Source organism: Aminobacter sp. UC22_36 (genome assembly GCF_044056035.1).
GTDB lineage: Bacteria > Pseudomonadota > Alphaproteobacteria > Rhizobiales > Rhizobiaceae > Aminobacter.
In genome coordinates this window covers 2,630,234-2,655,699 of the sequence record NZ_CP171996.1, presented here as the reverse complement: position 1 = coordinate 2,655,699, position 25,466 = coordinate 2,630,234, and the positions used below count along the sequence as shown (strand labels likewise).

General features: G+C 59.8%; 35 protein-coding genes and 1 tRNA gene. 8 read left to right on the top strand and 28 right to left on the bottom strand.

Annotated features, from left to right (window positions below):
- Window positions 1-81: 81 nt before the first annotated feature.
- From gor to rpiA, 3 genes are all read right to left on the bottom strand, one after another.
- Window positions 82-1,476 (bottom strand): glutathione-disulfide reductase, encoded by a 1,395-nt coding sequence (gene gor / locus ACHMW7_RS16370; protein WP_395451225.1) that lies wholly within the window; start codon window positions 1,474-1,476, stop codon window positions 82-84.
- 179 nt (window positions 1,477-1,655) lie between these two features.
- Entirely contained in the window at window positions 1,656-2,222 is a 567-nt protein-coding gene (locus tag ACHMW7_RS16365) for a DUF2059 domain-containing protein (protein ID WP_395451224.1), read from the bottom strand.
- A gap of 18 nt (window positions 2,223-2,240) precedes the next feature.
- Window positions 2,241-2,939, bottom strand: coding sequence for a ribose-5-phosphate isomerase RpiA (gene rpiA, locus ACHMW7_RS16360; protein WP_395451223.1), 699 nt, complete (start codon window positions 2,937-2,939; stop codon window positions 2,241-2,243).
- 145 nt (window positions 2,940-3,084) lie between these two features.
- Between rpiA and ACHMW7_RS16355 the strand changes: the two genes are divergently transcribed.
- From ACHMW7_RS16355 to ACHMW7_RS16330, 6 genes are all read left to right on the top strand, one after another.
- Window positions 3,085-3,768 carry a phosphoglycolate phosphatase gene (locus tag ACHMW7_RS16355; protein WP_395451222.1) on the top strand — a complete coding sequence of 228 codons (684 nt, stop codon included), beginning with the start codon at window positions 3,085-3,087 and terminating at the stop codon, window positions 3,766-3,768.
- A 68-nt stretch (window positions 3,769-3,836) separates the two neighbouring features.
- Window positions 3,837-3,911 (top strand) — tRNA-Val (locus tag ACHMW7_RS16350).
- Between the two features lie 174 nt (window positions 3,912-4,085).
- Window positions 4,086-4,334 (top strand): hypothetical protein, encoded by a 249-nt coding sequence (locus ACHMW7_RS16345; RefSeq protein ID WP_395451221.1) that lies wholly within the window; start codon window positions 4,086-4,088, stop codon window positions 4,332-4,334.
- A 20-nt stretch (window positions 4,335-4,354) separates the two neighbouring features.
- A complete protein-coding gene (locus ACHMW7_RS16340) occupies window positions 4,355-4,510 on the top strand; it encodes a hypothetical protein (protein ID WP_395451220.1) in 156 nt (51 codons plus the stop codon).
- Window positions 4,510-5,394 (top strand): non-homologous end-joining DNA ligase, encoded by an 885-nt coding sequence (gene ligD / locus ACHMW7_RS16335; protein ID WP_395451219.1) that lies wholly within the window; start codon window positions 4,510-4,512, stop codon window positions 5,392-5,394. The genes ACHMW7_RS16340 and ligD overlap by 1 nt, the downstream gene beginning before the upstream one ends.
- A 30-nt stretch (window positions 5,395-5,424) precedes the next feature.
- A complete protein-coding gene (locus ACHMW7_RS16330; protein ID WP_395451218.1) occupies window positions 5,425-5,703 on the top strand; it encodes a ribbon-helix-helix protein, CopG family in 279 nt (92 codons plus the stop codon).
- A gap of 72 nt (window positions 5,704-5,775) precedes the next feature.
- Here the strand turns inward: ACHMW7_RS16330 and ACHMW7_RS16325 are convergent, their stop codons facing one another.
- From ACHMW7_RS16325 to ACHMW7_RS16285, 9 genes are all read right to left on the bottom strand, one after another.
- Window positions 5,776-6,141, bottom strand: coding sequence for a DUF1515 family protein (locus ACHMW7_RS16325; RefSeq protein WP_395451217.1), 366 nt, complete (start codon window positions 6,139-6,141; stop codon window positions 5,776-5,778).
- A 1-nt stretch (window position 6,142) separates the two neighbouring features.
- Entirely contained in the window at window positions 6,143-6,391 is a 249-nt protein-coding gene (locus tag ACHMW7_RS16320) for a hypothetical protein (protein ID WP_395451216.1), read from the bottom strand.
- A 44-nt stretch (window positions 6,392-6,435) separates the two neighbouring features.
- Window positions 6,436-6,765 carry a hypothetical protein gene (locus ACHMW7_RS16315; RefSeq protein ID WP_395451215.1) on the bottom strand — a complete coding sequence of 110 codons (330 nt, stop codon included), beginning with the start codon at window positions 6,763-6,765 and terminating at the stop codon, window positions 6,436-6,438.
- A complete protein-coding gene (locus ACHMW7_RS16310) occupies window positions 6,686-6,934 on the bottom strand; it encodes a hypothetical protein (RefSeq protein ID WP_395451214.1) in 249 nt (82 codons plus the stop codon). Before ACHMW7_RS16310 ends, ACHMW7_RS16315 begins: the two co-directional genes overlap by 80 nt.
- A gap of 415 nt (window positions 6,935-7,349) precedes the next feature.
- A complete protein-coding gene (locus tag ACHMW7_RS16305) occupies window positions 7,350-8,207 on the bottom strand; it encodes a glycoside hydrolase family 19 protein (RefSeq protein WP_395451213.1) in 858 nt (285 codons plus the stop codon).
- A gap of 235 nt (window positions 8,208-8,442) precedes the next feature.
- Complete coding sequence (locus ACHMW7_RS16300) at window positions 8,443-10,629, bottom strand: hypothetical protein (protein ID WP_395451212.1); 2,187 nt, start codon at window positions 10,627-10,629, stop codon at window positions 8,443-8,445.
- Window positions 10,629-10,952, bottom strand: coding sequence for a hypothetical protein (locus tag ACHMW7_RS16295; RefSeq protein ID WP_395451211.1), 324 nt, complete (start codon window positions 10,950-10,952; stop codon window positions 10,629-10,631). Before ACHMW7_RS16295 ends, ACHMW7_RS16300 begins: the two co-directional genes overlap by 1 nt.
- Complete coding sequence (locus ACHMW7_RS16290) at window positions 10,909-11,676, bottom strand: hypothetical protein (protein WP_395451210.1); 768 nt, start codon at window positions 11,674-11,676, stop codon at window positions 10,909-10,911. The genes ACHMW7_RS16295 and ACHMW7_RS16290 overlap by 44 nt, the downstream gene beginning before the upstream one ends.
- Window positions 11,676-12,479: a hypothetical protein gene (locus tag ACHMW7_RS16285; RefSeq protein ID WP_395451209.1), complete on the bottom strand. Its 804-nt coding sequence runs from the start codon at window positions 12,477-12,479 to the stop codon at window positions 11,676-11,678. The genes ACHMW7_RS16290 and ACHMW7_RS16285 overlap by 1 nt, the downstream gene beginning before the upstream one ends.
- Before the next feature lie 135 nt (window positions 12,480-12,614).
- Between ACHMW7_RS16285 and ACHMW7_RS16280 the strand changes: the two genes are divergently transcribed.
- Entirely contained in the window at window positions 12,615-13,001 is a 387-nt protein-coding gene (locus tag ACHMW7_RS16280) for a hypothetical protein (protein ID WP_395451208.1), read from the top strand.
- On the opposite strand, the gene ACHMW7_RS16275 is transcribed toward ACHMW7_RS16280, so the two are convergent.
- Genes ACHMW7_RS16275 through ACHMW7_RS16265 form a run of 3 tightly spaced genes read right to left on the bottom strand, consistent with a single transcriptional unit; the run spans window position 12,998 to window position 15,577 of the window.
- Window positions 12,998-14,710: a hypothetical protein gene (locus ACHMW7_RS16275; RefSeq protein ID WP_395451207.1), complete on the bottom strand. Its 1,713-nt coding sequence runs from the start codon at window positions 14,708-14,710 to the stop codon at window positions 12,998-13,000. The genes ACHMW7_RS16280 and ACHMW7_RS16275 overlap by 4 nt on opposite strands.
- 1 nt (window position 14,711) lies before the next feature.
- The gene (locus ACHMW7_RS16270) at window positions 14,712-15,356 is read right to left on the bottom strand and encodes a hypothetical protein (protein WP_395451206.1); all 645 of its coding nucleotides are present in this window, start codon (window positions 15,354-15,356) and stop codon (window positions 14,712-14,714) included.
- The gene (locus tag ACHMW7_RS16265) at window positions 15,353-15,577 is read right to left on the bottom strand and encodes a hypothetical protein (protein ID WP_395451205.1); all 225 of its coding nucleotides are present in this window, start codon (window positions 15,575-15,577) and stop codon (window positions 15,353-15,355) included. The genes ACHMW7_RS16270 and ACHMW7_RS16265 overlap by 4 nt, the downstream gene beginning before the upstream one ends.
- Between ACHMW7_RS16265 and ACHMW7_RS16260 the strand changes: the two genes are divergently transcribed.
- On the top strand, window positions 15,542-15,793 hold the full coding sequence (locus ACHMW7_RS16260; RefSeq protein WP_395451204.1) for a DUF2958 domain-containing protein: 252 nt from the start codon (window positions 15,542-15,544) through the stop codon (window positions 15,791-15,793). The genes ACHMW7_RS16265 and ACHMW7_RS16260 overlap by 36 nt on opposite strands.
- Window positions 15,794-15,842: 49 nt before the next feature.
- Here the strand turns inward: ACHMW7_RS16260 and ACHMW7_RS16255 are convergent, their stop codons facing one another.
- The 13 genes from ACHMW7_RS16255 to ACHMW7_RS16195 form a co-directional block, all read right to left on the bottom strand.
- Complete coding sequence (locus ACHMW7_RS16255; protein WP_395451203.1) at window positions 15,843-16,667, bottom strand: hypothetical protein; 825 nt, start codon at window positions 16,665-16,667, stop codon at window positions 15,843-15,845.
- A gap of 55 nt (window positions 16,668-16,722) precedes the next feature.
- Complete coding sequence (locus ACHMW7_RS16250) at window positions 16,723-16,890, bottom strand: YlcI/YnfO family protein (RefSeq protein ID WP_395451202.1); 168 nt, start codon at window positions 16,888-16,890, stop codon at window positions 16,723-16,725.
- Between the two features lie 1,002 nt (window positions 16,891-17,892).
- Window positions 17,893-18,585, bottom strand: coding sequence for a hypothetical protein (locus ACHMW7_RS16245; RefSeq protein WP_395451201.1), 693 nt, complete (start codon window positions 18,583-18,585; stop codon window positions 17,893-17,895).
- Entirely contained in the window at window positions 18,585-19,502 is a 918-nt protein-coding gene (locus tag ACHMW7_RS16240; protein ID WP_395451200.1) for a hypothetical protein, read from the bottom strand. Before ACHMW7_RS16240 ends, ACHMW7_RS16245 begins: the two co-directional genes overlap by 1 nt.
- Window positions 19,465-19,821, bottom strand: coding sequence for a hypothetical protein (locus ACHMW7_RS16235; protein WP_395451199.1), 357 nt, complete (start codon window positions 19,819-19,821; stop codon window positions 19,465-19,467). The genes ACHMW7_RS16240 and ACHMW7_RS16235 overlap by 38 nt, the downstream gene beginning before the upstream one ends.
- A gap of 39 nt (window positions 19,822-19,860) precedes the next feature.
- Complete coding sequence (locus ACHMW7_RS16230; RefSeq protein WP_395451198.1) at window positions 19,861-20,334, bottom strand: hypothetical protein; 474 nt, start codon at window positions 20,332-20,334, stop codon at window positions 19,861-19,863.
- An 11-nt stretch (window positions 20,335-20,345) separates the two neighbouring features.
- Complete coding sequence (locus ACHMW7_RS16225; RefSeq protein ID WP_395451197.1) at window positions 20,346-21,257, bottom strand: hypothetical protein; 912 nt, start codon at window positions 21,255-21,257, stop codon at window positions 20,346-20,348.
- Entirely contained in the window at window positions 21,258-22,883 is a 1,626-nt protein-coding gene (locus ACHMW7_RS16220) for a hypothetical protein (protein WP_395451196.1), read from the bottom strand.
- 390 nt (window positions 22,884-23,273) lie between these two features.
- Window positions 23,274-23,840, bottom strand: coding sequence for a hypothetical protein (locus ACHMW7_RS16215; protein ID WP_395451195.1), 567 nt, complete (start codon window positions 23,838-23,840; stop codon window positions 23,274-23,276).
- 10 nt (window positions 23,841-23,850) lie between these two features.
- Window positions 23,851-24,315: a hypothetical protein gene (locus tag ACHMW7_RS16210; protein ID WP_395451194.1), complete on the bottom strand. Its 465-nt coding sequence runs from the start codon at window positions 24,313-24,315 to the stop codon at window positions 23,851-23,853.
- Entirely contained in the window at window positions 24,312-24,566 is a 255-nt protein-coding gene (locus ACHMW7_RS16205) for a hypothetical protein (protein WP_395451193.1), read from the bottom strand. Before ACHMW7_RS16205 ends, ACHMW7_RS16210 begins: the two co-directional genes overlap by 4 nt.
- A gap of 77 nt (window positions 24,567-24,643) precedes the next feature.
- Window positions 24,644-24,811, bottom strand: coding sequence for a hypothetical protein (locus tag ACHMW7_RS16200; protein WP_395451192.1), 168 nt, complete (start codon window positions 24,809-24,811; stop codon window positions 24,644-24,646).
- Window positions 24,812-24,867: 56 nt separating this feature from the next.
- On the bottom strand, window positions 24,868-25,461 hold the full coding sequence (locus ACHMW7_RS16195) for a hypothetical protein (RefSeq protein WP_395451191.1): 594 nt from the start codon (window positions 25,459-25,461) through the stop codon (window positions 24,868-24,870).
- Window positions 25,462-25,466 lie beyond the last annotated feature (5 nt).

Here is a 25,466-nt window from a genome sequence, read left to right as displayed (position 1 = left end):
CGATGAGGGGCCCCTAATCTACCCCGGAACACGCCTGGGATCGAACGTTTCCCTGCGGCAGGTCCCGGGGCGGCCGCAACGTCAGTTTTCGACGCGCGCGCCGTCTTTCACCAGATAGGTTGGCTTGTACATCGTCACCAGTTCCTCGGCCGCCGTCGGGTGCACCGCCATGGTGCGGTCGAAGTCGTCCTTGGTCAGCCCAGCCTTGAGCGTTATGCCTAGAAGCTGTGCCATCTCGCCGGCGTCGGGACCCAGCACATGGGCGCCCACTACCAGTCGCGTATCGCCGTCGACCACCAGCTTCATCAGCATCTTCTCCTGACGGCCCGACAGTGTGTGGCGCATCGGCCGGAAGCTGGTGCGGTAAATCTCGAGATGTTTGAAACGCTTGGCCGCATCGTCCTCGGACAAGCCAACCGTGCCGATCTCGGGTTGTGAGAACACGGCTGTGGGGATGCAATCGTGATCCGGCTCGGTCGGGTTGTTCTTGAACGCCGTCTCGACGAAACACATCGCCTCGTGGATGGCCACGGGCGTCAACTGGACACGGTTGGTAACGTCGCCAACGGCCCAGATGTTTTCGGCGCTGGTCCTGGAGAACCGGTCGACGATAACAGCGCCCTGCTTGTCCATCTCGACGCCGGCTGCTTCAAGGCCAAGGTTTTCGGTGTTGGGCGTACGGCCGATGGCGAGCAGCACCTGGTCGACGGTCAGTTTCTGGCCCGTGTTCAGCGTAACGTCGCGGCGGCCATCACCGCGCTTGCCGACCTGTTGCGAAACCGAATGCAGCAGGATCTTGATGCCCTTCTGCTCCATCGCTTCATGCAAGCTGCGCCGGAGATCCATGTCGAAGCGGCTGAGGATTTCCTTGCCGCGATAGACCAGGGTCGTTTCAACACCGAGGCCGTGGAAGATGTTGGCGAATTCGACGGCGATGTAGCCACCGCCCTCGATCATGATCGCCTTGGGCAATTCGGGAAGGTCAAAGACCTCGTTGGAATAGATGCAGTGCTCATGCCCCGGCAGTGCGGGATGTGCGGCAGCCCGTCCGCCGGTGGCGATCAGGATCTGATCGGCGGTGACGGTGCGGTTTTCGTCCACGATCCTGATGGTGTGGCTGTCGACCAGAACGGCACGCGAATGGATCGTCTCGCCGCCGGAACCCTCGACATTGCGCTTGTAGATCGCCTCGAGCCGCGAAATCTCGCGCTCCTTGTTGGCCACCAGCGTCTTCCAGTCGAACTTGGCCTCGCCGACCGTCCAGCCATAGCCGGCAGCGTCCTCGAAATGCTCGGGAAACTGCGAGGCGTAGACATAGAGCTTCTTGGGCACGCAGCCGCGGATGACGCAGGTGCCGCCGAAACGGAACTCCTCGGCCAGCGCAACGCGCTTGCCGAGCGCTGCGGCAACGCGTGCCGCACGCACACCGCCCGAGCCGCCACCGATGACGAAGAGATCGTAGTCGTACTGGGCCATGGGCGTCCTTCCCTGCGGTAGAGCAGCGCGCTTGTGGCGCGCAACGGTTGCTCTAAGTCCTTGAAACTGCGCACCGCGTTCGATGCGCCTGTGATACGGCCACAGGTAGTGGCAGCGACATCAAAAGAAAAGCCCGGCAAATGCCGGGCTTTTGCATCGTGACCGTTGGTCGCGGTGGATCAGTTCGCCGGTGCGGCCGGTGCAGCACCTTCGGCAGGGGCAGCGCCTTCGGCCGGAGCCTTGGTGCCGATGACGGCCTTGAGCTTTTCACCAACCTGTTCGGCGAGATCGCGCGCGACGCCGTTCTGCCAGATCTCGGCGGCCTTGACCAATTCGCGCGAGGCGATCGGGCCGCTCTCGATCAGCTTCTTGCCGGCCTCCGAATTGTAGAAGGCGGCGATGTCGTTGAGGTTCTGCTCGGAGAAGGCCTTGGCGTAGGCGATCGCCGATTCCTTTTCGAGGTCGGCACGACGCGCGGCCAGCGCCAGCGTCTTTTCGTCCACGGTCTGCGTGATCACTTCCTGCATGTCCGGGTTCTGCTGGATCAGCTGCTGCTTCAGCGCGGCGGCTGCCTGCGGCAAGATCGAATCGAAGGAATCGGTCGCGTGGATCGCCGAAATGGCCGCATGCGCGGCCTTGAGGTGGGATTCGCCGATTTCCTGGGCCTGGGCCGCGAATGCGACGGCCGCGAATGCCGAAGCCGCCACCATGACGGAGAAGCGGCGAAGCCGGTTTGTCAAAATCATGATGAATAGAACTCCTGTTTAGCGTGCCGGATGAACGGTTCTGACCCCGTCCGAGCCGGCGATGACGGCAACGGTGGCCAAACCCAAAAAGAGACCATGCTCCACGACGCCGGGAATGGCGTACAGGGCATCCGAAAGCGCTCTTGTATCGGGAATGCGGCCAAAAGATGCATCGATAATGAAATGTCCACCGTCGGTTACGAAGGTCTCGCCACCTGCCTTGCGCAGCACCAGCGGTCCCGAAAGACCGAGCTTGCCGGCAGCCTTGGCAATGGCGATTTCGGTGGCCTTGAGGCCGAACGGATTGACCTCGATCGGCAGTGGAAAGCGTCCGAGCATATCGACCAGCTTGGTCTGGTCGGCAATGACGACCATGCGTGTCGAGGCTGCGGCAACGATCTTCTCGCGCAGCAGTGCACCACCGCCACCCTTGACCAGCGTGAGTGCCGGGTCGATCTCGTCGGCACCATCGATGGTGAGGTCGAGCTCGGGCGTTTCATCGAGCGTCGAAAGCGGCACCGACAGCTCGCGGCAAAGGGCTGCCGTACGCTCCGAGGTCGGCACGCCTATGACCTGCATGCCGGCGGCAACCTTAACGGCGAGCAGCCTGACGAACTCCTCGGCAGTCGACCCGGTGCCGATGCCAAGGCGCATTCCGCTCTCAACATAACCCAAGGCAGCGCGTGCCGCCTCGATCTTCAAAGCCTTGGCATCCATGACTTGTTCGCAAAATCCTCGAATATCAGGCTTGGCTCCTAGCATTTTTGCCCGTTGGGTCAAAGGCTTTATGACCTGTGGCTTGCGCCATCGCGACCCCAAGGCTATCGGCTCTTGCGACGCACAAATCTATGAAAGCGGAGCCATGTCCAAGCCGATTATCGTTTTTGACCTCGACGGAACCCTTGTCGACACCGCTCCCGACCTGCTCGACAGCCTCAATCACACGCTCCTCGCCGGCGGCCTCGCAGAAGTTGATGACAGGGCATTCCGCCGCTTCGTCGGCCAAGGTGGCCGCGTGATGATCGAGCGTGCCTACAACGCCCAGCAGAAGCAGTTGGCCGTCGCCGAACACGACCGTCTGCACGACATCTTCCTCGACCACTATACGGTCAACATACCTGGCCGCTCTCTGCCTTATCCAGGCGTGGTCGCGGCCATGGACCGCTTCACCGAGGCCGGCTACCTGCTCGCCGTCTGCACCAACAAATACGAAAACCTCGCCAAGGGTCTCATTCAGGCGCTCGGTCTTTCCGACCGCTTCGCTGCCATCACCGGGCCCGAAACGTTCGGCATTCGCAAACCCGACCCACGGCACCTCACTGAAACCATCGCAAAGGCGGGGGGCGACGTCACGCGCGCCGTGATGGTCGGCGATTCGGTGACCGACATCGACACGGCCAAAGCCGCCGGCATTCCTGTCGTTGCCGTCGATTTTGGCTACACCGACCGCCATGTCAGCGAATACGAGCCCTCGGTGGTCATCTCGCACTATGACGAGCTGACGCTTGGCATGGCGCAAAAGCTGATTGACGCGGCAAGTCGCTAAAGTCGCCTTGACACGACTCCCGCCCCTCCCCTATATCGCCCGGACGTTCGGCCCTTGAGGCCTCGGACGGGCGATTAGCTCAGCGGGAGAGCACACCCTTCACACGGGTGGGGTCATAGGTTCAATCCCTATATCGCCCACCATTTCTTTTCAAATACTTAGCTGATTTTCGTTGCGCCTCCGTAATGGTTCGTTTGAACCAGTCGCGCGGCTGTTTCGCCGTTTGTTCGGCGGATGTTCTCATTTCCATTGACGATCATACGACGCAGGAATAATCCACTCTTCGTGCGGCGACCTCACACACTCTGGAGGCCGCTATGGAAATGGAAGTCACGGCCCTCGTGGGGAAGGCCTATTACGAGATCACCCTCGACGATATTGCCGAGTGGTGGATATTGGGCGGGCGCTGTGCCTGCTGCGGGCACCAGGGACCGTTCAACCGCGACAGGCTCAACAGGCGAGCCCAGAACCGACTGCTGCGCTTTGCCAGCCGGTTCTTGATCTGCACGCGCTGCCGGAACAAACATCACAACCGAATCTTTATCGCTGGTAAGCTGCCACGGTGACGATGGGCGGCGGGGTTGCGATGTCCACGATCGATGAGATCATGAATTTGCTCGCGGAGGCCAAGCGCCAGGCCGATGCGATCGACGAGCGAAACCTATCGTTCCATATCGGGACCGCGCTGCTCGTCGCCCAAGAGATCTCCTTGGGTCAGACCAGCAAGAGGCCGCGCCGCTGATGGCCGCCGGCCCATTCATCCTGCCATGCATCCCGACGCTCGTCGACAAACCGCCTGAGGGCGATGCCTGGACGCATGAAATCAAATATGACGGCTACCGCACACAGATCCATCTGGCGGACGGCCAGGCCCGAGCCTTCACCCGCAATGGCCATGATTGGTCGGCGAAGTACACAGCGGTGCTAGCCGCAGCGGGGGACCTGATCAGTCGCGATGCGATCCTCGATGGCGAAATGGTCGTGCAGGACGAGAGCGGCCGATCCGACTTCAAAAAGCTGGCCACTGCAATCCGGTGGGAGGGCGCCAGTTTGGTGTTCTACGCCTTCGATCTGCTGAGCTTGGCCGGCAACGACTTGCGCAAGCAGCGTTGCGAGGATCGTCGGGAACGACTGCTCGAGCTCGTCGGCGATCCGCGGCCAATCTCGCCTATCCAATTTAGCCAATCGTTCGAAGGCTCGGGTGCCGAGTTCTTCGCCGCCGTCGAGAAGATGGACCTTGAGGGCATCGTGTCTAAGCGAAAGGCCAGCATCTACCGATCAGGTGACAGCAAGGACTGGCTGAAGACGAAAGCCTACATCACAGGAGAATTCGTCGTGATCGGCTATGAGCGCAAGCGCGGTGCTGCCCCGTCCCTACTGCTTGCCGAGGAGAATGACGCCAGCCTGCGCTATGTTGGCAGGGCAATCCCCGCAATCCGGCAAGATCGGCGTGACGAGCTTTGGCAAGCGCTCGAGTTCCTGCACACCAGCCACTTCGCTACCCCGACAGGCACCGGCAACAAGGCTGCGGTGCCTGTCCAGCCCATCTTGAAGGTTATGGCCAAACATCTGCGAGGTGAAGAAAAGCTTCGCCACGCAACGGTCGTGGAAATCCTCACCCCTTGAAATCCAGACGCTCACGGCTAGGCTGACCATATGAGCACCCGCATCGACTTTGCCGACGAGCTCGAAGACGCAGCCAACCGGATCGCGGACATCAGCCGCGCCGATCTGCAGATCATGCTGCGGCGGGCTGCACTCAGGCTTCGCAACACCGAAGGGATCGTGCTCGATCAAGAGATCGATGATGCGGTCTATGCGCTGGCGGCCGATCTGAGGATGACCAAGCAAGATCTGTTGCGGACCATGATCCGTGAATGGCTGGAAAAGGGTAGTTATCTTCCGGTGATGGCTGATGAGGAAGACGAGGCCTAAAACGCAAAAGCCCCGCACATGGCGGGGTTCTGCAAAATGTACAAATTGTACAAATTGTAAATTACGGCATGGTCAGTTGCCGCGTATCATCTTCACAATTTCTGAGCCGTAGGAGAGAAGGATTGCGGTCAGCGCCGAACTCGCGAGCCCGGTAACAGCCAGAGCCCCCATCCCGGCTTGTTTCCATCTCGTAACATCATCAGTCACGGTTTTCACGGTCTGCATGTCGTTTTTCACCGCCTTCATATCCGATTCGAGATATCCGGTTCGGACCACCACCTCATCCAGGCGACGATGGACCGTGGCACGGCTGACGTCCGATTTGTCTTCCGAATCCTTCATGTCGTCGCGGATGTCACCGATTTCCTTGCCGAGCGCGTCGAGCTTGCCCATCATCGTTCCAAGGGTTCGGTTGATCTCGTTCAGGCTGGTCGTCATCTCAGACGCCCTTGTCGATTTCGGAATGCTTGCCACCCATGGTCAGGCACGCCATGGCTTTCTGGACCACGACCACCGACCACGACCCATCGTTTGACCGGGTGATGATCACTTCGCCATCAGGGATTTTTCCCCGCATGATAACGAATTCGCCAAATCGCTTTTGAAGGTCTTTCAATGCTGCGGCTTCCGGCGCGCACATCTGCTGCGCATCCGCCGGCCTCGACATCAAAAACAGGGCTATGAGCATGGCAAGTCCAGCCATTACCCATAGAGTGTACCGCCATGTCCTGATCATTTCCCCAGCCCTTTCCGGTAGTTTTGATCCCAAGCCCAACAACGATCGATCCGCGCATTTGCCCGACCAAGGGCGCGGTCAGTTTTCAGCAATGCGACATCCAGGCGATCACCTAGCTTGACGCCGGAACGTTCCTTGAGGCCGCAATCCGCTGGCTTTTCGGGAACCTTGGCGGCTTCCTGTATCGCGGCGCGCGTAGCCTCGGCCGCCACTTGAGCGCGCTTGGCATCAGCCAGCCGCGCACGATCACTTGTTATGCATCCGGTCAAAGAGAGGCTGATCGACACCATCAGGAACAGCGCCGGCCTTGAGTTGTTCGATTTCATCGGAAAGCCCCTCTTTTTCGCGCTCGGTGGCGATGCGTTCGTCTTCGAAGCGTTTGTTGGCATCAGCCAGGGATGCGGCCTTGCCCTCGACGAAGGCGCGTAGGCGGCGCTCCTCGATCACCTGAGCCTGAAGCGCATCGAGTTCAGCCCCGGCGACGAGCTCGGACACAGCCTTGTCGACCGCCTTGCGAATGGCTGACGACTTGTCGAAATCGGGCCCAGAGGCCGGCAGCCACGATCAAGACCAGCGGAATCGGGATCATGATGGTGAGCACCCGCCAAGTGGCGAGCGCGAAGGGCTTGAGGGCGAGCCAAGTCATTGGAGCGCGGTCCCGACGCCAACACTGTTGCAGGTGACAACCATGCGGTTCGGGCAAGCGACGTTGCCGCATGGCCCCTTGCAGTTGCATGGCCGGCGCTGAAACCGCATCCAATCCGGGATTGGTGCCCCAGACACTCCGGGGACGGTAAGCGGGTAGACAGGCATCGGTGTGGTGCTGATCAGATCAACCGGGCGCGGGCACGTTTCGACATGAGGTGCATGATGCTTCTGGCATGCAGGGCAGAACCAAGCGGCTTTCATCTCACAGGCCCTCATGCTTCGAGATGAACAGCCGGTCGCGGAAGATGTAGACGACCAGGCCCAGCACAGCGGCAAGCAGGATGAGCGTCAGGAAGCTGACCCCGAGCGCATCCATGAGCGATCGACCACTTTCGACCGCGCTGGAAACCTCGTAAAGCTGGTTTCCGATCCCCGCCGTGGAAAGACCACCAGCCAGAAGGCTTGCCCGCCCGATGTTCGAGCGGGCAGCGGTCTTGCTGCCAATCTCGGAGACGTTGTCGTCGCCCCAGACCTGAACGGCCTTGCGGAAGGCCGCGCGGCGATCGGCAAGGCCGTTGTAGCCACCATTGACCTTGAGCGTGACGCCGCGGATATCATTCTTGTCCGCCGGCGCATTGCAACCGTTCATCTTCCAGAACGAAATCGCGGCATGAACCCCGATCAACGGATCGAGCAGGAGGTCAGGTTCCTTGACCAGATCCAGGCCGATGGCGCGCCCGATCTCGCGGTAGTTGTCCTTGCCGGTGATTTGCTTGGGGCCGCGGCCACGGTAGCGCCAGCCATCGTCTGGGCCGACATTACCCATCCGGCCGCCATAAACCTTGTTGGCCAGGGCGCGCGGGTTCATGGCATAGGGCCCAGCCGAATTCAAAGTCGGGAATCGCTTCGGCCAAACCGCGCAAAGCCGCTTCGCCGAATAATTCAGGTTCTCTTCGGTGACACGCAGCCCGCCGCTTTCGACAAACACCTGCGCCATGAAGTGGCAGATCCGAAGCGGGGTGTTGATCCCGGCACGCTCCATTTCCGGCTGCGCATCCGCAATGGCCTTGATAAGCGCCGGCCTGCCGCCGGGCGCGAACGCCTTCAGCTCGTCGAACATCGCGATATCCTTTGATGTTGGGATGAGTGCCACCCGCTTTCAGAAGCGCGGGAATTCGGCTATATGTCTGCTCATGCTCAAGATCCGATGGATGCTCTTGCAAGGCGTGATCTTCGTCGCGGTACTGTTCGCGACGATTTGGTTTAGCGAAACGAATGACTACCCAATCAACCCCAATATCGCCGCCGCTTGGGCCTTTATGGCGGCCTACGGCATAACCTTGGGATGGGTCAGGTCAGTCGACCTTGTTCGCCGGCTTCGCCACCGCCGATTCATGCGAACGGTGGTTGGCGGCTCCTGGGCCTCCGGAAGTTCCGCCGGCTTTGGCCTGCAGCGTCAAGGAAACGGCGATGTTTCGCATCGCCTGACCACTGGTGGCGGTAGCGAGACGACGGAATTCAGCCCCAGATTCGGGGTTGGTGATGAGATCCGCTATCTGGCTTACATTACGGCCCAGCCGCCACCGCTCGACGACTTCAAGGGCCTTCTTGGGCCAAGCCAGACCACCCCCCGAAGCGACCGTTAAGCCGGTTCCGAGCGCACTACCGCGCTTCAAGTCCTGCTGAATTTCCTGATTGAAAGCTGTCTGGGAACCAACGCGCTGCCGAGTTCCCTGCGCATGCAAGATGTTCAGGAACCTGTCGAAACCCCGCCACAGGGCCTGACCATTCGGGAGCGCAGTGATTGCTGCCTGAAGATTGGCCGCCTGTTGAGGGTTACCGCGCACAGCAGCCGCGAAACCGGCGCCGCCCCATTGGTTGGCCCCCGCCTGCAATTCGCGTGTCGCCTGGTTGAACGTACTTTCAAGATGAGCCCTTACAAGCTGCCGAGCCACAGACGGCCGGCGCGCTGCAAGAGCAGCAACGGTTCTGCCGATTTCCGCCTCGGAGTTTGGCAAGGGGTTCTTGGGAAACAGCGCCTCAACCGCTTCCTTCGTCGTGACATCATCCTTGGCGAGCTTGCCGATCGGACCTTGCAAGATCGGGTCAAGATACTGGCGACGCAGATCGGCCTGCGCGTTCACAGCAGTCCTGAAATCCGGCGAAGCCGCTTCAGCAGCATTCCTGACAACGGTGGCGTCACTGCCGTATCCAGCCGAGCGCTGCTGGTTACGCTGAGCATTGGTCGGCCCTGCCGCATTATCGGCCTGCTGGCGAAGATACTTCTGCACTTCGTTGAGAAAGCCTACGGAGTCGTCCGGCATGCCCTCAACGTAGCGAGCAAGCTGCGGATCGTTCCGGATTGCATTCCGAGCCTCCTCCCATCCTGGCGCCGCCTGGACGCGCTGAAACTCAGGCTGCGACAGCCTTGTCGCTTCAGCCCGGGTATAGAACGGTTCCGTGACACGATTGATCACGGTGCGGGCATCGTTGACCAAGTCGCTGGCTGTTTCAGCCGCTGCTGGTCCGATGCCGGATGGGTTTACCGGGGCCGGGTCGATAGCCCCGAACTCCCGGCGCGCAGCGGCCTCGACTTGCTCGGGCCGCGCCGCGAAGAACTCCCGTCCGCCACCCTGGCCCTCAACAACCCGCTGAATATCCCCAGCGCGCGACGCGCCTCCGGTGACTTCCTGGACTGCCTCAAATCGAGTTATCGGCGTGCCGGCGGCTTGCGCCTCATGGAAAAGCTGCTCTGCACGATCGATCTGCTGCGGGGTGGCGTCTTCAACCGCGCGCGCAATCGTTTCGCCCGAAAGCTTACCCGCCCCGAAGAACGCAATTGGGGCACCGGCGACCAAGGCGGCTGCGGCTCGCGCGTATTTTTCATAGGCCGTTCCCTTTGTCGCTTGTCCAGCGGCCTCCGATGCCACTGCTGGCACCACCGTCAAGGCGACCTTCTGACCAAGCCGGCCCGGTCCTGCGGCCACCGCCGGGGCGAACTCGCCGATGGTCCGAACATACTCGCCAGCTTTGGTTTCTGGCTGGTAGTGCTCACCTACGACCGGCGTGGTGACTGACTGCACATCCTCAGTGCTTGCCATCAAAGCGCCAGGGGAAAGTGTGCGGCCGGCGAGGCGGACATTCTCGGCTGTTTCATCCGACGCCCCGAGCTTCTTGGCACCCCATGCGGCTATATCGCCCTGCATCTTTGCGGCGTCGCCAAACATGCCAATGGTGCTCTCCACGCCACTGCGAAGGCCGGAACCAAGGCTGCGGATGATGTCTTCGCCCATGGAGCGCTTGCCGGCGTCGTTGACGATCGCCTTACCGCTTTCGATCAGGGCATCAGGGATCGGCGATGCGCGGTCTTCATCAGATAAGCGAGAATAGTCCGATGCGCTGTCACGACGAGCACCCTCAACACTGCTATCGGACGGCGCTGACCCAATATGCTTCTTAAGTGCGGCAACCGCTCCCTCGGGGCTGCTGCCGCTCACTTTGTACTTGCGCCCATCTGAACCGGTGATCTGGTATTGCGGCATCAGTCAATCTCCTCGATCGTGAAGCCATCAATAACGACTGGACGGCGCTTCGATGTTGATGCGCCTGCCGCTTTCGTGGGGAACAATGGGTTCTGCTCGCTCCATCCAGCGAGTGCTTCGTCGAAGCCTGCATCGATCCGCCCTTCGTTCGTCTTGGCGTAGTCGCGGGCCAGTTTGGCGATCTGGATCTTGCGCTGAGCGATCTTCTTCTGGACCTCAATGAGTGCGCGGTTACCTTCCGGGGTATTGCTGAGCGTCGGAACCTGATCGGTGACGAAATCACGATCGGCGTTGGAGAAGCCGGACCCAAGCGAACCGCCCATGCTGTCGAGAGCTGCCTGCTTGGCCATCGCATTGAAGGTTTCGGTCGACGAGACCGATTTCAGGATCAGCGCCCATGGCGACGGCAGCCTTTTTCAGCTTGGTGACGATCTCGGACCCGCTGCCGGAATAGAAATTCGGATCATCCATCGCCTTCGACATGACGTTGAGCGCCGTGATGGTGCGGTTGGCCGACTTCTCATCGTCCTGAACCGCCATGAAGCGCTTGCCGTACTCTTCGCCGACTGTTTTGTCGTAACCGCGTTCGCCGCCAACATTGACCGTTGTGCCCTCGCCACCGACGGCTGAAATCTTGCCCTTGGTCTCGCCGGATTCATCGATCTGGTAAGCCTTGCCGGCATCCAGTCCCGCAGCCTTCTTTTCTTCCGCTGTGAGCAGTCGGAACCCTGTTTTTGGGGCCACGGCAATGGCCTTGCCGCCCCCATCAGTCAGCGCCTCTACACGAGAGCCCTTGCGGACGCCCATTTTGCCGCCGCCCATATCGATAAGATCGCCCTGAACGTTATCGCGCTGAAAGGTGCGGTTCTTTTCGTTTTCCTCGGCATCGAAGCGCCGCGCAGTCGCTGCCTCATCGCTGCGGAATTTCATATCCCGCTGGGCACGTACTTCCTCAAGCGCGGCCTCGCGCTGGGCTTTGGCCTGCTCAAGCTGAGCGCTGCCGTAGCCCTGCATGGCGCCGCCGGCGATCATCGCAAATCCGACCATCACTGAACTCCTTGCATGAGACCGCCGCGCGGCATCTGGCTATCGTCTGGCGGTGGCTCCTGACCGTTCGGTGGCTTGTTTCCGCCGGCATCTTCTTCAGCCAAGCGCCGGAACATCGCTTCGAGCTGACCATCCTTGTCGGCCTGCATCAGCTTGTTGAGGTCTTCGGCCGCCGCTGCCTCGTCGAGTTGGCCCGAGCTCTGCAGCATCTCCCGATAGAGGTCCAAGGCCTTGAAATAGGCACCTTCAAGCCCATCCTGGTCCTCGCCGAAATCATGGATGCCAGCCTCGCTGGCGAGGTTGGCCAAATCCTCGAAAGTCGCGGTACCGGCGTGCAGGAGAACGTCACCGCTCAGCTTTTCGCCGGCCTGCTGGGCAGCACTTGCCACGCGACCGATGACGAGCGCTGAGGCTCGAGCCAAGCCTTCGATTGGATCGCCCTCGCCCTGAAGGAGGCTGAGCACCTGGGGCAGCATCTGCTTGTTGTAGATCAGTTCCATGCTTTTGCCGATGAAATGCTCGTACGCCTGCTGCTCTTCCGGGCTGGCCTGCACGGATTCGCCAAGGCCACCCTGAGCCGGCTGCTGGGCCTGCTGCATGTCCGGCGCGGGCTGGCCAGGCAGCGCCGCGGCTGGGTCGTTAGCCATGTCTTGAAGCGCCATAGGGCGATCCTTTCGGTTCGTCGGATTTTGGAGTATGTTTAAGGAATAGCGAGGGGTGACTATGAAAAGCTTGCTTCTGACCGCCGCCATTGCGTTCTTCTTGCAACAGCCATCACGACCAGCATCGACAATCGAACCCAAGTTAGCCGCCTCGACGTGCTTCAAGACCGGAGAGCAAACGGACGGTTTGAACAAGATTTGCTTTTACGACTGCATGGGTTCGGCAGCGGCAATAACCGTTCGCGCAACCCAGCTATGCCCGCTCACGATCAGGCAATGACACCGATGCGTTACGCCGCAATCATTCTTGCGATTCTGACTGGCCCGGCTTGGGCTGACTGCGCTCCCAAAAGCAACCCGGTGATACCGAGCGTCTTGGAACAGCCTTATCCCGAGGCGCGGGGCAAGCTGATCGCTGCTGGGTGGCAACCGTTTCTGGATCAAAACCAGATCAGCAATCCGAACCCGCCCCCATTTGCAGAAGAATGGATTGCCGAGACTGGTTTTTTCGAGGTCGAAGCCTGCTCCGGCACCGGGCGCGGTTTTTGTAAGGCCGTCTTCGTAGACAAGAACAAGAACTGGTTGCGGGTAATTACTGCCGAAGGCGCAGAAGACGAGCATGTCGTCGATTCGACATCTCTGGTCTGCGGTCCAGACGACTAACCAAGGCCGACCCCACCCCATCGCTCAGCCGGCGTCGGGCGTTTCACACCGTCATCGAATGGCGTGGGCGGGGTGAGATAGGTTTCCTCGAAACGAACGACCGGATCGGCATTCGTGCTCTTGCCTGAACCACCACGCTCTGGCCGGTCGCTGCCGTTACTGGCCATAAGAACGGAACCGTTTTTGCCGTCTCCGCTGGCGAAATCACCAACGATCCGCTCGCCGATGGTTCGGTTTCCGGTTAGTTTTAAGCCCGCGTTTGCGATGGTCAGCCCGTTGCCAACTCCAGGGATCATGCCACCGAGAATATCGATGCCCCCGGCAACAATCTTCTGGCCAGTCGACAGTTCTTTCGGAGCCTGCGGCGCCGAACTGGGCGCCGGGGCGTTGCCTGGCAATGTCGATGTAGACCCAGCCGAACGACTAGGCGCGGAGGGTGTAGCTGCTGCAACCTGACTTGCCGACGGTCGCGAAACCGGGTTCACCGGCCCATAGCTTCGGTTGAGGCCATAGTCCTTGTAATCGGCGACCTGTTTCGGAGATAGACCGCCGGTGTTGGTGTTCGGGCTGGACCCACCCAGATACTTTTCCTCGAAAGAAGGTCGCGACGAGGGAAGCATCGCGACTTCTGATGGCAGTCCGGTGGACGTTCCAGTCCTCGCCGGTCGGCCAGAAACGACACCATAATCGACCAGGCCAGACGCCAGGTCGCGAACCTGGTCATAAGACACGGTTGCTGTGTTCTTGCCGTCTCCATCATACTTGCCAGAGCCGGAACTGCCTTTGAACGCAGCCCATTCGTTCGCCAGTTCATTCGCGAACCTGTCCACATCAATGTTTCCATCGACTGCTGCCCGATTGGCGCGATTCTGCAGAAGCCCCTTCGCCAGTTGATCCTGAAGCTCTGGGGTGAACTTTTGATCCAGGCCAACGCCGAGTTGGTCGGTGACCATCTTCAAAGTCGAGTTTTTGATCTGGTAGGCCCCCAAAGCTGTAGAGGCATGGCCCGCCGCGATCATTCCTTTCTGGTAGTCGAGCACCTGCCGAAGTGTCATGTTGCTGAGGTCGACGTAATCGACAGGGCCGCCAGAAACTAGCCTGTTATATGGATTGGTGGTGCCCGCTTCAGCCGCCCGGATTCGAGCCAATGTCTTCTCAACGGCCAGATCAGCCATCGACTTGTTTTCAGCAGCCCTCGCCTTCGATGCCAGATCGGTACGCTGAAATTGGTCGAGATCGGCCATGCTCTTGATTTCAGTAGCGCGCGCCGAGGTATAGAGCCCACCTGTAGGCGTTGCCGGGGTCGCGCGGCTACCAAGAGAGCGATCGATCCCGCGCTCGGCGGCATGGCCTCCAAGCGCCGGCGAAAGACCTGTCGGCGTCGTGCTGCGGTTCGTAGATGCCATAGGACCGGCACCGGTAGACCGATTTCCGGCAGAGTTCAGCCCAGTACTGCGATCTGAGGTCGGGCGCTCGGAGAGCGAACGATCTATCTCGCGACGATCAGAGCTCACCGATGAGGTTGAACGGTCAGGACGGTCGCTGCTCGCCGAGCTCGACCGATCCGTCGTTGATCGGTTGCCCGTCGACCTGTCGATTTCACGTTCCGAAGCATGGTTGCTGGTGCTGCCGGCGCCGCTCGATTTGCTGCTGCCGCCAGATGACGATTTGTCCGGGCGGTTCGCGTTTTCTGCGTCGAGCATGCCCATCTTAGCTGGCCACCCTCTCGATGCGCTTGGTCTGGGAATCGTAGTTGTAACGGAAGCGCTGGGGCGACTTCGGAGCACCAGGCATGGTCTGCGCAGGCTGCGCAGGCGGTGCGGCCGCGGCAGGCGCAGGCGGTGGTGTTGTGTTCGCGGCAAAGGCATTGTCCGGCAGATTGTAGCTGTCGGTGACGCGCTGATCCTTGGCGCGGAGGAAATCGCGGTCCTTCTGCTGCTCTTCGGAATAGGCATCCATTTCGGCCTTTTTCATCAGGCCGCCGCCGATACCAGAAATGAGCCCCGCGCCGGTTTCGCTCTTCAGGAAGTCGAACAGGCCGCCGCCAGCCTTGCCGAGCGGTGAAAGCCCTGTCGCAGTTGCCGCTGGCGCCAGACCGGCCGACGAGAACAGTCCACCTGCCGCTTGCGCCATGCCAGGCGGAGCGAACAGGTTGCCGGCGATCTTCGAGGCACCACTGAGGATGTTTCCAAGGACACCGCCACCGCTGGCAATGCTGCCGATACCGCCGGCCCCCGATGCGGCGCCACCCGTAAAGACGGAAGCACCGACCCCAAGAACAGCCTTGCCGACCTTGGCAACGCCAGAAACGACAGATGAAAAGACCTTGCCGATGCCAGAAACGACGCCACTCATTGTGTGACCTCCATGCGATAGATGTTGCCGTAAGGCTTGAAACCCATGTGCTGCAGGAGCTTTCCTGCGCCTTCTGGGTCATTCATAATTGCGGTGGTCCCGCAGCGGATCTCGACCACTTGCGGGTTTGGCTTCGCCCATTCGACCATGCCGCGCATTAAGGAAACCGCATCGCGCGGATCGGCATGTTCGTTGGTAAGCCAGAACAGGTCGGACGCCATCAACTTGTTGCCGATGACATAGACCCTTGCCAGGGTTCCCAAGATCAGCCCGTTGATGCTTGCCCCGCCGTCAGAAACCTGCACCCAGCAGGCCCCGCCATGGCGTTGACCGTGGCGCTGGATCGAGGCAAGCAGCAGCCGCTTGGTCTCCGGGATGTCGATCTGGGCCTGACCAGTCTTGGCATAATGGGTCTGGAGATAAGCGCCCTCCAATAGACGGACGATCGCCGGGATATCGGAGAATGTGGCGTCACGGATCATGTGCTCACCACTTCAGGTCGATGTTGTACATCTGCTCGACGAAGTTCAGTTGCTTGTCGCGCAAGGCCTTCGCAGCGGTAAGCTGCTGGTTGCGCTGGGTGGCGTCCAGCGCCGTGTTGGCCATGATCGACTGCTGCGACCGGTTGTACATGTCTTCCATGTTGGTCAGGAATTGCGCCGCTGCATTCCGATCCGAGGAATTGAGGTTGAGCCCGGCGATCTTCTCTTGAAGAGCGCGGTCAAGCTTGTTCTCGCCGGTGCGGAAAGTGATGTCCCGGTCGACAAGCGCAGATTGCAGGGCGCGGTCGGCCGCCGCCATGCCTTCGCGGGAAGCGATATCCCTGATCTGCTGGGCTTGATTGGCGTCGATCGATGAATTCTGCATCTGGACCTGCAGAGCACGATCCAGACTGGCCTGATCTTTGGCGAACGCCTGGGCGTCGTTCTGGCCGGCCATGCCATATTCGAAGGCCCGAGCATCCTGATTTCGGGCGAAATCCTGCGCCGAATCCTGCGATGCAATCGGGATGGCGTTCTTGATCACCGCATCCTGAGCGGCACCGACGGCCATCGAGGAATTCAGAAGCCCGCGCCGGTTGGCCATCTTCAAGCCTTCGGTTCGTGCCGCCTGGTTGAGCTTGCTATCCTGCGAGGTCAGTTCGTTGACCTTGTCCGCCATGGAATCGTTGACCTGCGCCGGGGCGATCGACGGCATCGGGCTGCTGGCGCCGTTCTCGGCATTCCACTGGGCGAACGATTTACCACCGGCCTTGGCGGCGTCGTATAGGCCCGGGGCCTTGATAGGCTGAAGCGGGTTTGGCGCGACCATGCGCGGCTCCTTTCAGGTGAGCGAGAAGGCCTAAAGGCCAGAGGATGGGAATTGGTCAGCCCTTGTCGGACTGGTCGCGCTCGCGGCGCTTCAACTCGCGCTCGACGGCTTCACGGATGAACTCTGCGCGCTTGTTCTTGCCGACGATGGCGTCGATCCGTTCCGGCACGTCATCCGGCAATCGAACCAGTATCGGCTTCACATTGAGTGGTGGACGTCCCATTCGGTTGGGACTACCTGATGCCGATGTTTTGGTCAAACGATCACCATAAACGATATCGCTTATTGACTTTTAATCTTATAAGCGATATCACTTATTCCAGCAATTGTCCAGATCGGAGACCGCCAGAATGTCCCGCCTCTTACTAGCTGCAACGTTCGTTTTCATGCCTACATTGGTATTGAGCAACTGCGCGGTGCCGCTCGCTACCATGACGCAATCGGCCCATCTCAACGAGCACGATTCTTCGCCGCACAGTCGACCCGATACGCCAAATAGCAGTAGCGCGCCTTCCGAAGACGGCGGCTCACCTCCGTGGTGATGCCAACGAGTAGCTCTGCGGGTCTAATTGAAAGAGTCTAGGCCAACTGCTACATTCGCTTGATGTGATGGGCGCCAGTGCAACAGCCAGGAGAGACCCCATGCGCATTGCCCTGATTTGCATACCCGCATTGATGTTGAGCAGCTGCGCGATGTTGCCGAAGGCCGAAGAGCCTGTGGCATATCAAGCGCCCGCTGCTGTGGCTAAGCCTGCTCCGGCGGTGAAGAAGGTTGCCGTTGCGCCCAAGCGAGTGGTGAGAAAGCCAGTCGTTCAACCCACCACAACGAATGAACGCTCAGAAAGCAGCGATGACGGTACGGGGCCGGACTCGTGGTAGACATGCGGGGTGTTATCGCAATTCTGGCATTTACTGCCTTGCTTGAACCAGCTTATGCGGGCAAAAACGACCCGACATGGAACCCACCATCGAGATACGATCACCCATACACTGGGCGGCTTGAGGTTTACTATCTGCCTCAGTCGGAGGTGTTCAAAAAATGCCGCCATCTGCACCAAATGGCGGGCACGCGAGAGCCAGATATAAATGTCAGGGGATGCGCCAAACCCAATGGCGACCATTGCATCATGTACATTGTAAACAAAACTTGGCGAGGCTCTACGCCTCAAGCCATATTTAGGCACGAACAGGGCCACTGCAACGGCTGGCACCCAAGCCACCCCGACTAGACATAGGTGGCAACTCGCAGAGCAAAAACAACATTGGCAGAACCGGTTGTGAACCCGACCGTTCTTCCAGTCTCAGCGGCCATCCTGTAGTCGTAGCCTATAGCCACGCGATGAACGGTTTCAATAGTTGTCTGGATTCGTTCGGTTGCCCCAGAGAGTGTGATTGCGCCGGTATTGTTCGCCCGAACGACCACCGTAAATTGAGTGCCATTGGCTGGAATGTTCAGCGTTCCGCTTGCCCCCGAAGTGTACCCCGATGCACTAGAAATTTGGAGGGTTGATGATGTAGTGGTCGAAGCAACATCGGTAACTGCAAACACCCAGACTGCGCACGTCCCTGCGGTTCCAGATGTGAAATTTACAACAATGCTGCCAGAAGTGCCACTCGGTTTTGCAGCCCAGATACCCACACCAGCAGTGCCATTAGGAGCACCGCCGCCCGCGTCACCATTATCATTTCCGGCAGCCGCGCTGCCGCCGATAGTAACTGACGTTTGGTCAAGGATCACATTGCCTGTGGCGAATAGGGTAACCACTGCCACAAGCGTCCGCCCCGTGAAATCCTCACCGAAATTCAGCCCGGCGAAGGTGTAGGAGCCTGAGCGATCGGTCGTGTCGATGGACGAGGCTACGAGTTCGACGGGTTGCCGCCCCAGTCCTGCCAGCATCCCGCCGAGCCCAGGCAGCATCAGTTGACGCCCTTCATAAGGCTTGCAGCAATGAATGAGCTGTTGATCACCGTGTAGAACAGGAAATCGTTCTCAGCGGCTGCAGTCGAGAGGACGGGGTCGACGGCGCCAGCAAATTTCCAGTTCGACGCGAAAGTCACCGTGCGCCCACCGGTCCCATCCTGCACAAGGAGGATGAAGCCACTTTGACCAACTTTCGGGTTGGTTGGGTTGCCAAGCGTCCTGTTGCCACCGAGAACGACGGATGCATTGATGAACGTCGACATATCAACGGCAATTGTCGCTGCATCCGTGAGCGAGACCACAGCCGTGGAAGCCCAGACTTCGCTGACAACAATGGAGCGAGCCGTATCAGTACCGGTTCGATATTCTGCAGCAGTTGCAAACTCGGAAATGCCTTTGGCTGTGGTCGAAGCATCGATACCCGACGGTGTCCCGCTGAATGCCGGCGTCGTCAGCGTCTTGTTGGTCAGCGTCTGGGTGCCGCCGACGGTCACGGCGCTGGCCGCGTTCGTGCCTGCCGTGGTGATACGCAGATCGCCAGTGCCGAGGGTCAGGACACCGCTGGAATGGGTCAGGACGACATTGCCTGCGGCGAAGTCGATGATGCCGCCAGATGCGACATACAGATCGCTCCATGCCGTACCGGAGACACCAAGCGCGGCGCCATCGTTCGCAGCCGGCTTGATCGGACCATCAGCAAAGCTGTAGCCGTTGGTGGTTGCCCCGGCGAAGGCTAAGGCATTCGCGGCGTGGGTGATGGTGACGTCGCCGTTGTTGAAGTTCAGCACACCACCAGAGGCGAAAAAGGCGTCGGACCAAGACACCGTCGCCGAGCCGAGCGCAGCGGCATCGTTCGCTGATGGCAGCACAACCGCATCAAAACTGTACCCGCTCGAAGCGCCGGCAAAGGCCAAAGCATTGGCCGAATGCGTTGCGGTGACGTCGCCGGCATTCCAGTTGATGACGCCGCCCGAAGCGAGGAAGAGATCCGAGAAGGCAGTGCCCGAGGCGCCAAAGAGCAGCACCATCATTGGCAGACGGCTTGATGGTGCTGGCGGCAACAACAGCACCATTCTTGTCGACGTAGAACCTGTCCGAGCCACCAACCTGCAGCGTCAACAGCCGCGAAGCCGCCGACGAAGCGGAGTTCGTCACGTTCATCTTGATCGCGTGATAGTCCGTTCCTGCGTCGTTCCACAGGTCCGTCAGCGAATGGATATAGACGTCAGCCATGTTGTGGCGTGTCCTTTGGGCTTACCGGTGGATTTCTGGTCAGAGCTTCGACGCGTCGGCAAAAAACTTGTCGATCCGCTCGGCTGAAAAACCGAGAGCAACAAACCCTGTCTGCATCATCGGTTCATCGCGAACGAATGTGCCGCTGTTGTCGTAGGCGAGTTGGATAGCTTTGCCTTGCGTGGCGACCCATGACTCGACTTGATCGAGAAGGTTGTCCGCAAAGAGCTGAAGCTTAAATTGCCGGGCCGTCACCCGGTAAGCGTCCCAGAACACAGGGGGCTGAGCACCCAAGTGCTCTAACCATGCGCGGACTAGATCTGGTGTCCAGATCTGCTTTGCCAGGGCGCGAATTTCATCCGGCTCGGCAGTCAGGTCTGTGGGTACAAAAACACCCGCATCGAGGTGACCAGGCAAAATCACTCGTCTATCGACAACAACACCGTTGTCGGCTGTCTTGACCCCGATTGCCTGGAAGCGCCCTTGAAGCTCCAAAGTGACTGTGACCGACACTTGAACTTCTCCTAAGTAAAATAGGTGCCGGTCGCCACGACGGTCCGGCCAGAAGCTATGATTGTGGTGTTGTCATATTTCAAAATGCCCATACTGGCGCCACCAGCCCCGATCTCCCCCTGAAGAATGAATCCTACAGCTGCCGTCTCGCGCCCGACAGCGATTGAGGACGACGCCGCCGTAAACGGGAGCGGAACAAGGAGAGCGCCTGCAGCAGTCCCTGCTGTGGTGATGGTCACTGTCACCGTGAAATCGACCACATTGCCAGTCTTGCTATATTTCAGAGAAGCAGAAACAGTCGTGAACGAGCCGCTGCTGGACGTCGGCGTCGGGGTTGTTGTTCCTGTCTCTTGAAATGGTACGACACCCGAGCCGGATTCATTGGTGAGGGCCGCAGCAAGATTTGCACTGGATGGGGTAGCAAGAAAGGTAGCTACACCTGTTCCAAGCCCGCTGACGCCAGTACCGATCGGCAACCCCGTCGCATTGGTCAAGACAAGAGCCGAAGGGGTGCCAAGTGCCGGGGTCACCAGCGTAGGCGACGTCGCAAAAACCGCGGCCCCTGTGCCGGTCTCATCGCTTAGAAGCGAGCGAAGATTGGCCGATGACGGTGTTGCCACGAATGTATCAAAGCCAGATGCTCTGGTAATCGCCGCCCATGAAGTCAGGTCACTGTCGAGCGGTTGATATGCGGCCGCAATCGCAGCCGGTGACAGGAAATCGGTCCCAGCCTCAAGATTGACCGCCGCCTTGAACGCAGCTTCGTCGGCAAAGGTAAGAAATGCCCGACCATATGCCGTTGTGGTCAGAGCCGAAATGGCCGTCAGGTTTGAATTGATCGGCTGATATCCGACTGGCAATCCGGCTTCCAAGGCCTTCAGCCTGGCAGCAACCGATATCAGAAGGTTTGATTGCTGCGACACTCAGCGCACCAAGCCGCGAAGGGCGTAGTTGAACGTCCCAGATGGGAACGTGTGCGGGTGCTTGTCGTCATCATCTGTGATGAGCGTCACCGCGATGTTCTGACCAAGCCCATCGATGTGGGCTTCAAGAACCCCTTGGACGGCTTGGGTCCAGTCGATGTTCTCGAAATAGTCCGACGTGACCATCTCCGCGCCGGCAGTGACATCGTGGTCGACCTGTGTGCCGCCCTGCCCGCGCGCATAGTCCACATCGAACGAAACTCCGACCTCGATGTCATCCTGGCAACTGACGTCGAAAGTAGCCTTCTTGAAGACCTTCCTTTGTGTCGGGCTACCGATCGAATTGAATGGGAACCTGATATAGGCCTTTACCGCGGCCCCATCGAAGGAAAGGCCGCGATCAAGCTCGTAGACATAACCATCGGTGCCACCGACAAAGATCCGATCCCCTGCCCCATTCGAGACTTCGCCCGAACAGGCGCAAAACACATCGATCGGCAAATTGAACGGCATCGGCTCCGGTACTTTGCGGCCGATGTAGATCGTGACCCCGGTGCCATCATCGAAGAACAGCCGATATTGGTCCTTCGACTTCACTCGCATCGAGGCTGCAACACGGACACCGGTATCCCGCTTCTTCTTGAGCAGAGGTTCGATCATCTGCGTCAGCGTACCGGTGCGCCAGTCGCCATAAGCCGCTGTTGAACCCAGATCGCGGACGCCGCCATCATCGAGATAAACAGGACGATCCATCATCTGGATACTGCCTGGCTGTGCTCCTGACCCATCGGTGATCGGCAGCATCTGGAAATCGCTGCTGTCGTTGCCGGCGATATATTCGATGCGGCCAGCCCCGAAGATCACAAGCGAGGTCGATGCCGCAGCCAGAAGCCCTGTGACCAGTTCACCAAACGAAAACTCGCCGGCTCCGGTGGTCGTCATGTACTGCAAAGGCTCGCCGAGACTGGAAAACAGCACGGACCCTGATGAGAACGACAGGAACAAGTGGTTCTTGTAGTGGCTGACGTAGACCGGCCGATCGAACTGGGCTCGCATGATCACGACGTCGCCGCCGCGTGTCAGGATGCGGTCGCCGTCACGCTCAAGGACGTTGATCGTTTCCTCAAGCAGGCCGGCCTGTGTCCCGGTACGGATCGGCGAAAGGGCCTCGCCCGTCCATTCGTAGCCGTAACCTTGCCCGTTGGTGAAATACATCGCCGGCTGGCGGGCAGCACCATAGAAATTGTGGACCGTGAAATCGTATTTGCCGCCCGTTGAGAGCGTGATTGCAACAGCGGGCGTCCCTGAAGCTGACCCACTATCGGAGGTGATCGTTTCCGTGGTGAAGGTGCCGGCCACGTTGGAGATGACGAGATAACCGACTGCGGTGCCATTCCAGGCACCGGAACTCAGAACCACCCGATCAATCGTGGCCGTCGCGGTCGATGTTCCACCAACAAGGACTTCGCCCTGAACGAACTCGGTGGTTCCTGCGGTGAAATCGATGACGTAGCCGAATGCCATTTCCTCCCATCCTGCGGAGGAATCCCGATACATCTTTCCGGCACCGGCGATACTGTCGCGGAAAGCATAGACGTGGCTGTCGAAGACCCAGACGCCGCGCACTGGGCCGGTTCCTGGAACGGTCTGGATTGCCGCGCGCCGATCAGCAATGGTTGCCGGATCGTCGGAATCCGAAGGCCTTGCCCGACCATCGAAGCGCTCGTAACCGCCGTGCCTGCTATAGCCCAGCACATCGGCTTCATAGTTGATCGCTGCAATGCACTGCCCTGCCGGAATGGCAATCGGCGGCGTGACGAGATTGAGCCCACCCCTGAGCAGGAATGTCGTGGTCTGCTGCGACATCAGGCCAGCGATCCAGCCATGGAGATGCGCGGAAGCTGGTCGCGTTCCAGAGCACAGAAATTCTGGGACTGACGCAGCCGCCATAGCGGGATTTGCGCCGGGGCCTCGTCATGGGTGCCAAGCATCTGCAGGGCAACATCGACGATGACATCATGGAACCGTGTCGGGCATTCCGGGATATCGGCGTCGGCCGCCAGTTCCTGGACATCTTTCCGGTACCTGCCACGGATCGTGTAAACCGCATCCGGGGTATAGGAGAAAACAAGCTTCCCATCCGGTGCGATGGTGAAGAGCGTTGGTTTTCCTTCGTTCTGGGTGCCGGCGCAATTGGGTCTTGTAGAACCAATCCCATTGACGGAAGCGCAGGCCGCCCTCGTCTGAGACGCCAATGGCAGGATCATAGAGCGAAAGACCGCTGTCGCAATCGTCCGTCGAATAGATCCAGTCGGCAAAACGGGTGATCGCCGCCGATGTCGCGAAATCATTGAACCCGGAATAGGCATGGCGCTGCTGGTGAGCGATGGTAGGCCCATAGAACTCGGCCTGCATCCACCGCCACGTCGAATGCGCGTTCTGAATCTGCCGCCAGGCATCGTTGACCCAGCGCACAATCTTCTTGTTGCGCCGAGTTACCCCCACGACGGTCGACAAGGTGGCGCTATCGTCCACCGTGCCGGAGTCCGACGAGACCTTCTGGCAAAGCTGAAGGAAGTTCATGGTCGGCCGATCAGGCGTTCAGCGACAGAACGGTGAACGGATAGGTCGGCACGTTGCGCGGCGGCATTAGCCCGCCCTGCGGGTTCGGGTCGTAGACCTTCTTTACCGCGTTGCGCAGTGCCTCGAAATACTCGAACGGGATGCGGGATTCCTTGGCGCGTTCGATCCACATCGCGCGTCCGTTGACGCTCACAGGGACCGGATCGGAACCGCCGGGGCCTTCTTGGGCCTGAATGATGATGTTGACGTACCTGCGCTCGGTCGACGGAACTGCATCGGGATCGATCGGAGCGCGCCCCGCGCCGACTGGCGGCTCGGCAATCTCGATATAATCCTTGTCGTAGCCGACGGTCGCCATCAGGGACCTGATCTTGTCAGCGCCCATACGGAACTGGACATCGGTCAGCCCGAGGTTCGCGGTTGCAAAATCCGCCAACTGGGTTGCAGTGGCTTCAGTGATAGGAATGCGCTTCATTTCTGGTCTCCTTTTGCCTTGCGCTGACGAGCGAGGCGGCGCGACGCGGCGGCGGCCTGCTGTTGGGCCTTTTTGGCTGCTGCGGCGTTGGCCTCGGCTTCCTTCATCAGGTGCAAGACGGCGTTGAACGCCTTCTCGGCTCCGATCGCCTGTTGGGTGACGTTGTGCGCCTTCTGCAGCATCTCTCGGGCCTCTTGGGCTTGAGCGAGCACACGGTTGAGCTCTCGCTCGATAAGCGATGGATCGATCATGAGGTGATGGACCTTGGAGTTGGGGCGGCTCGAATGAGCGGCCGGAAAAGTGCCGGGTTTCCCCGGTTTGTCGGGTGCTAGCCCTTGAACTTGATCTTGGCGCGGGTGAGATACGCGCGCTCGGCATCACTGACCGCAACCACCTCGCCGCGAGGAACCCGGCGGATTGCCCCGTTCGCAATCAATGGCAGGTTGCCCACACCCTTGATGACGACGCAGCCAGCCGGAATTGGCTCTGCTTTCATTTGATTGATCCTTTATTGAGGGAGCCGGGCGGAGCGAACCCCGCCCGCTGTATGGCTTACGAGACCGGGTCAGCCACGTTCGAGCCGGCAGGTACGACGACGGCGCCGCGCACATGCCAGAACCCGGCAAGGATGTCCTCGAAGATGAGGTAGTCGCCGACCTGGCCGCCAGTGGTGGTGCCATTCAACGTGACAACGTCGTCGCCCGCTGCAATCGCGGCATAGCCGGTGACTGCGTTGGCATCGTTGTCGAGCGAGAGGATCATACCCTTGAACAGGTCAGATCCTGCCTTGTTGATGGTGTAGCCGGAGGTGTTGAGCACCGAGACGACGAACTTGTAGATCGCCCCGGAGCCGGTTGCCGCCGGCAAGGTCACCGCAAGGGCAGCATCACCGCCGACTTCACCGAGCAGGAGGGTCTTGTTCTCATGCAGAGCGGGGTCGATGGTGGTGGCGCCGGTCAGTGTCACGACGCGGGTGGAGACATCCGCGACGCGGTTCAGCTCGGCGGCGGTCGCGATGACCTCAGTTCCGCCGAGATAGAAGAAGTCGCCGTTGACCAGAGCCTTCAGCACCTCGCCGAGGTCTTTCGACCCCAGCTTGCGGATGGCAGTCAGCATCTGGTTGGCGATCGTGTTGGTGAGAGCCATGGTGA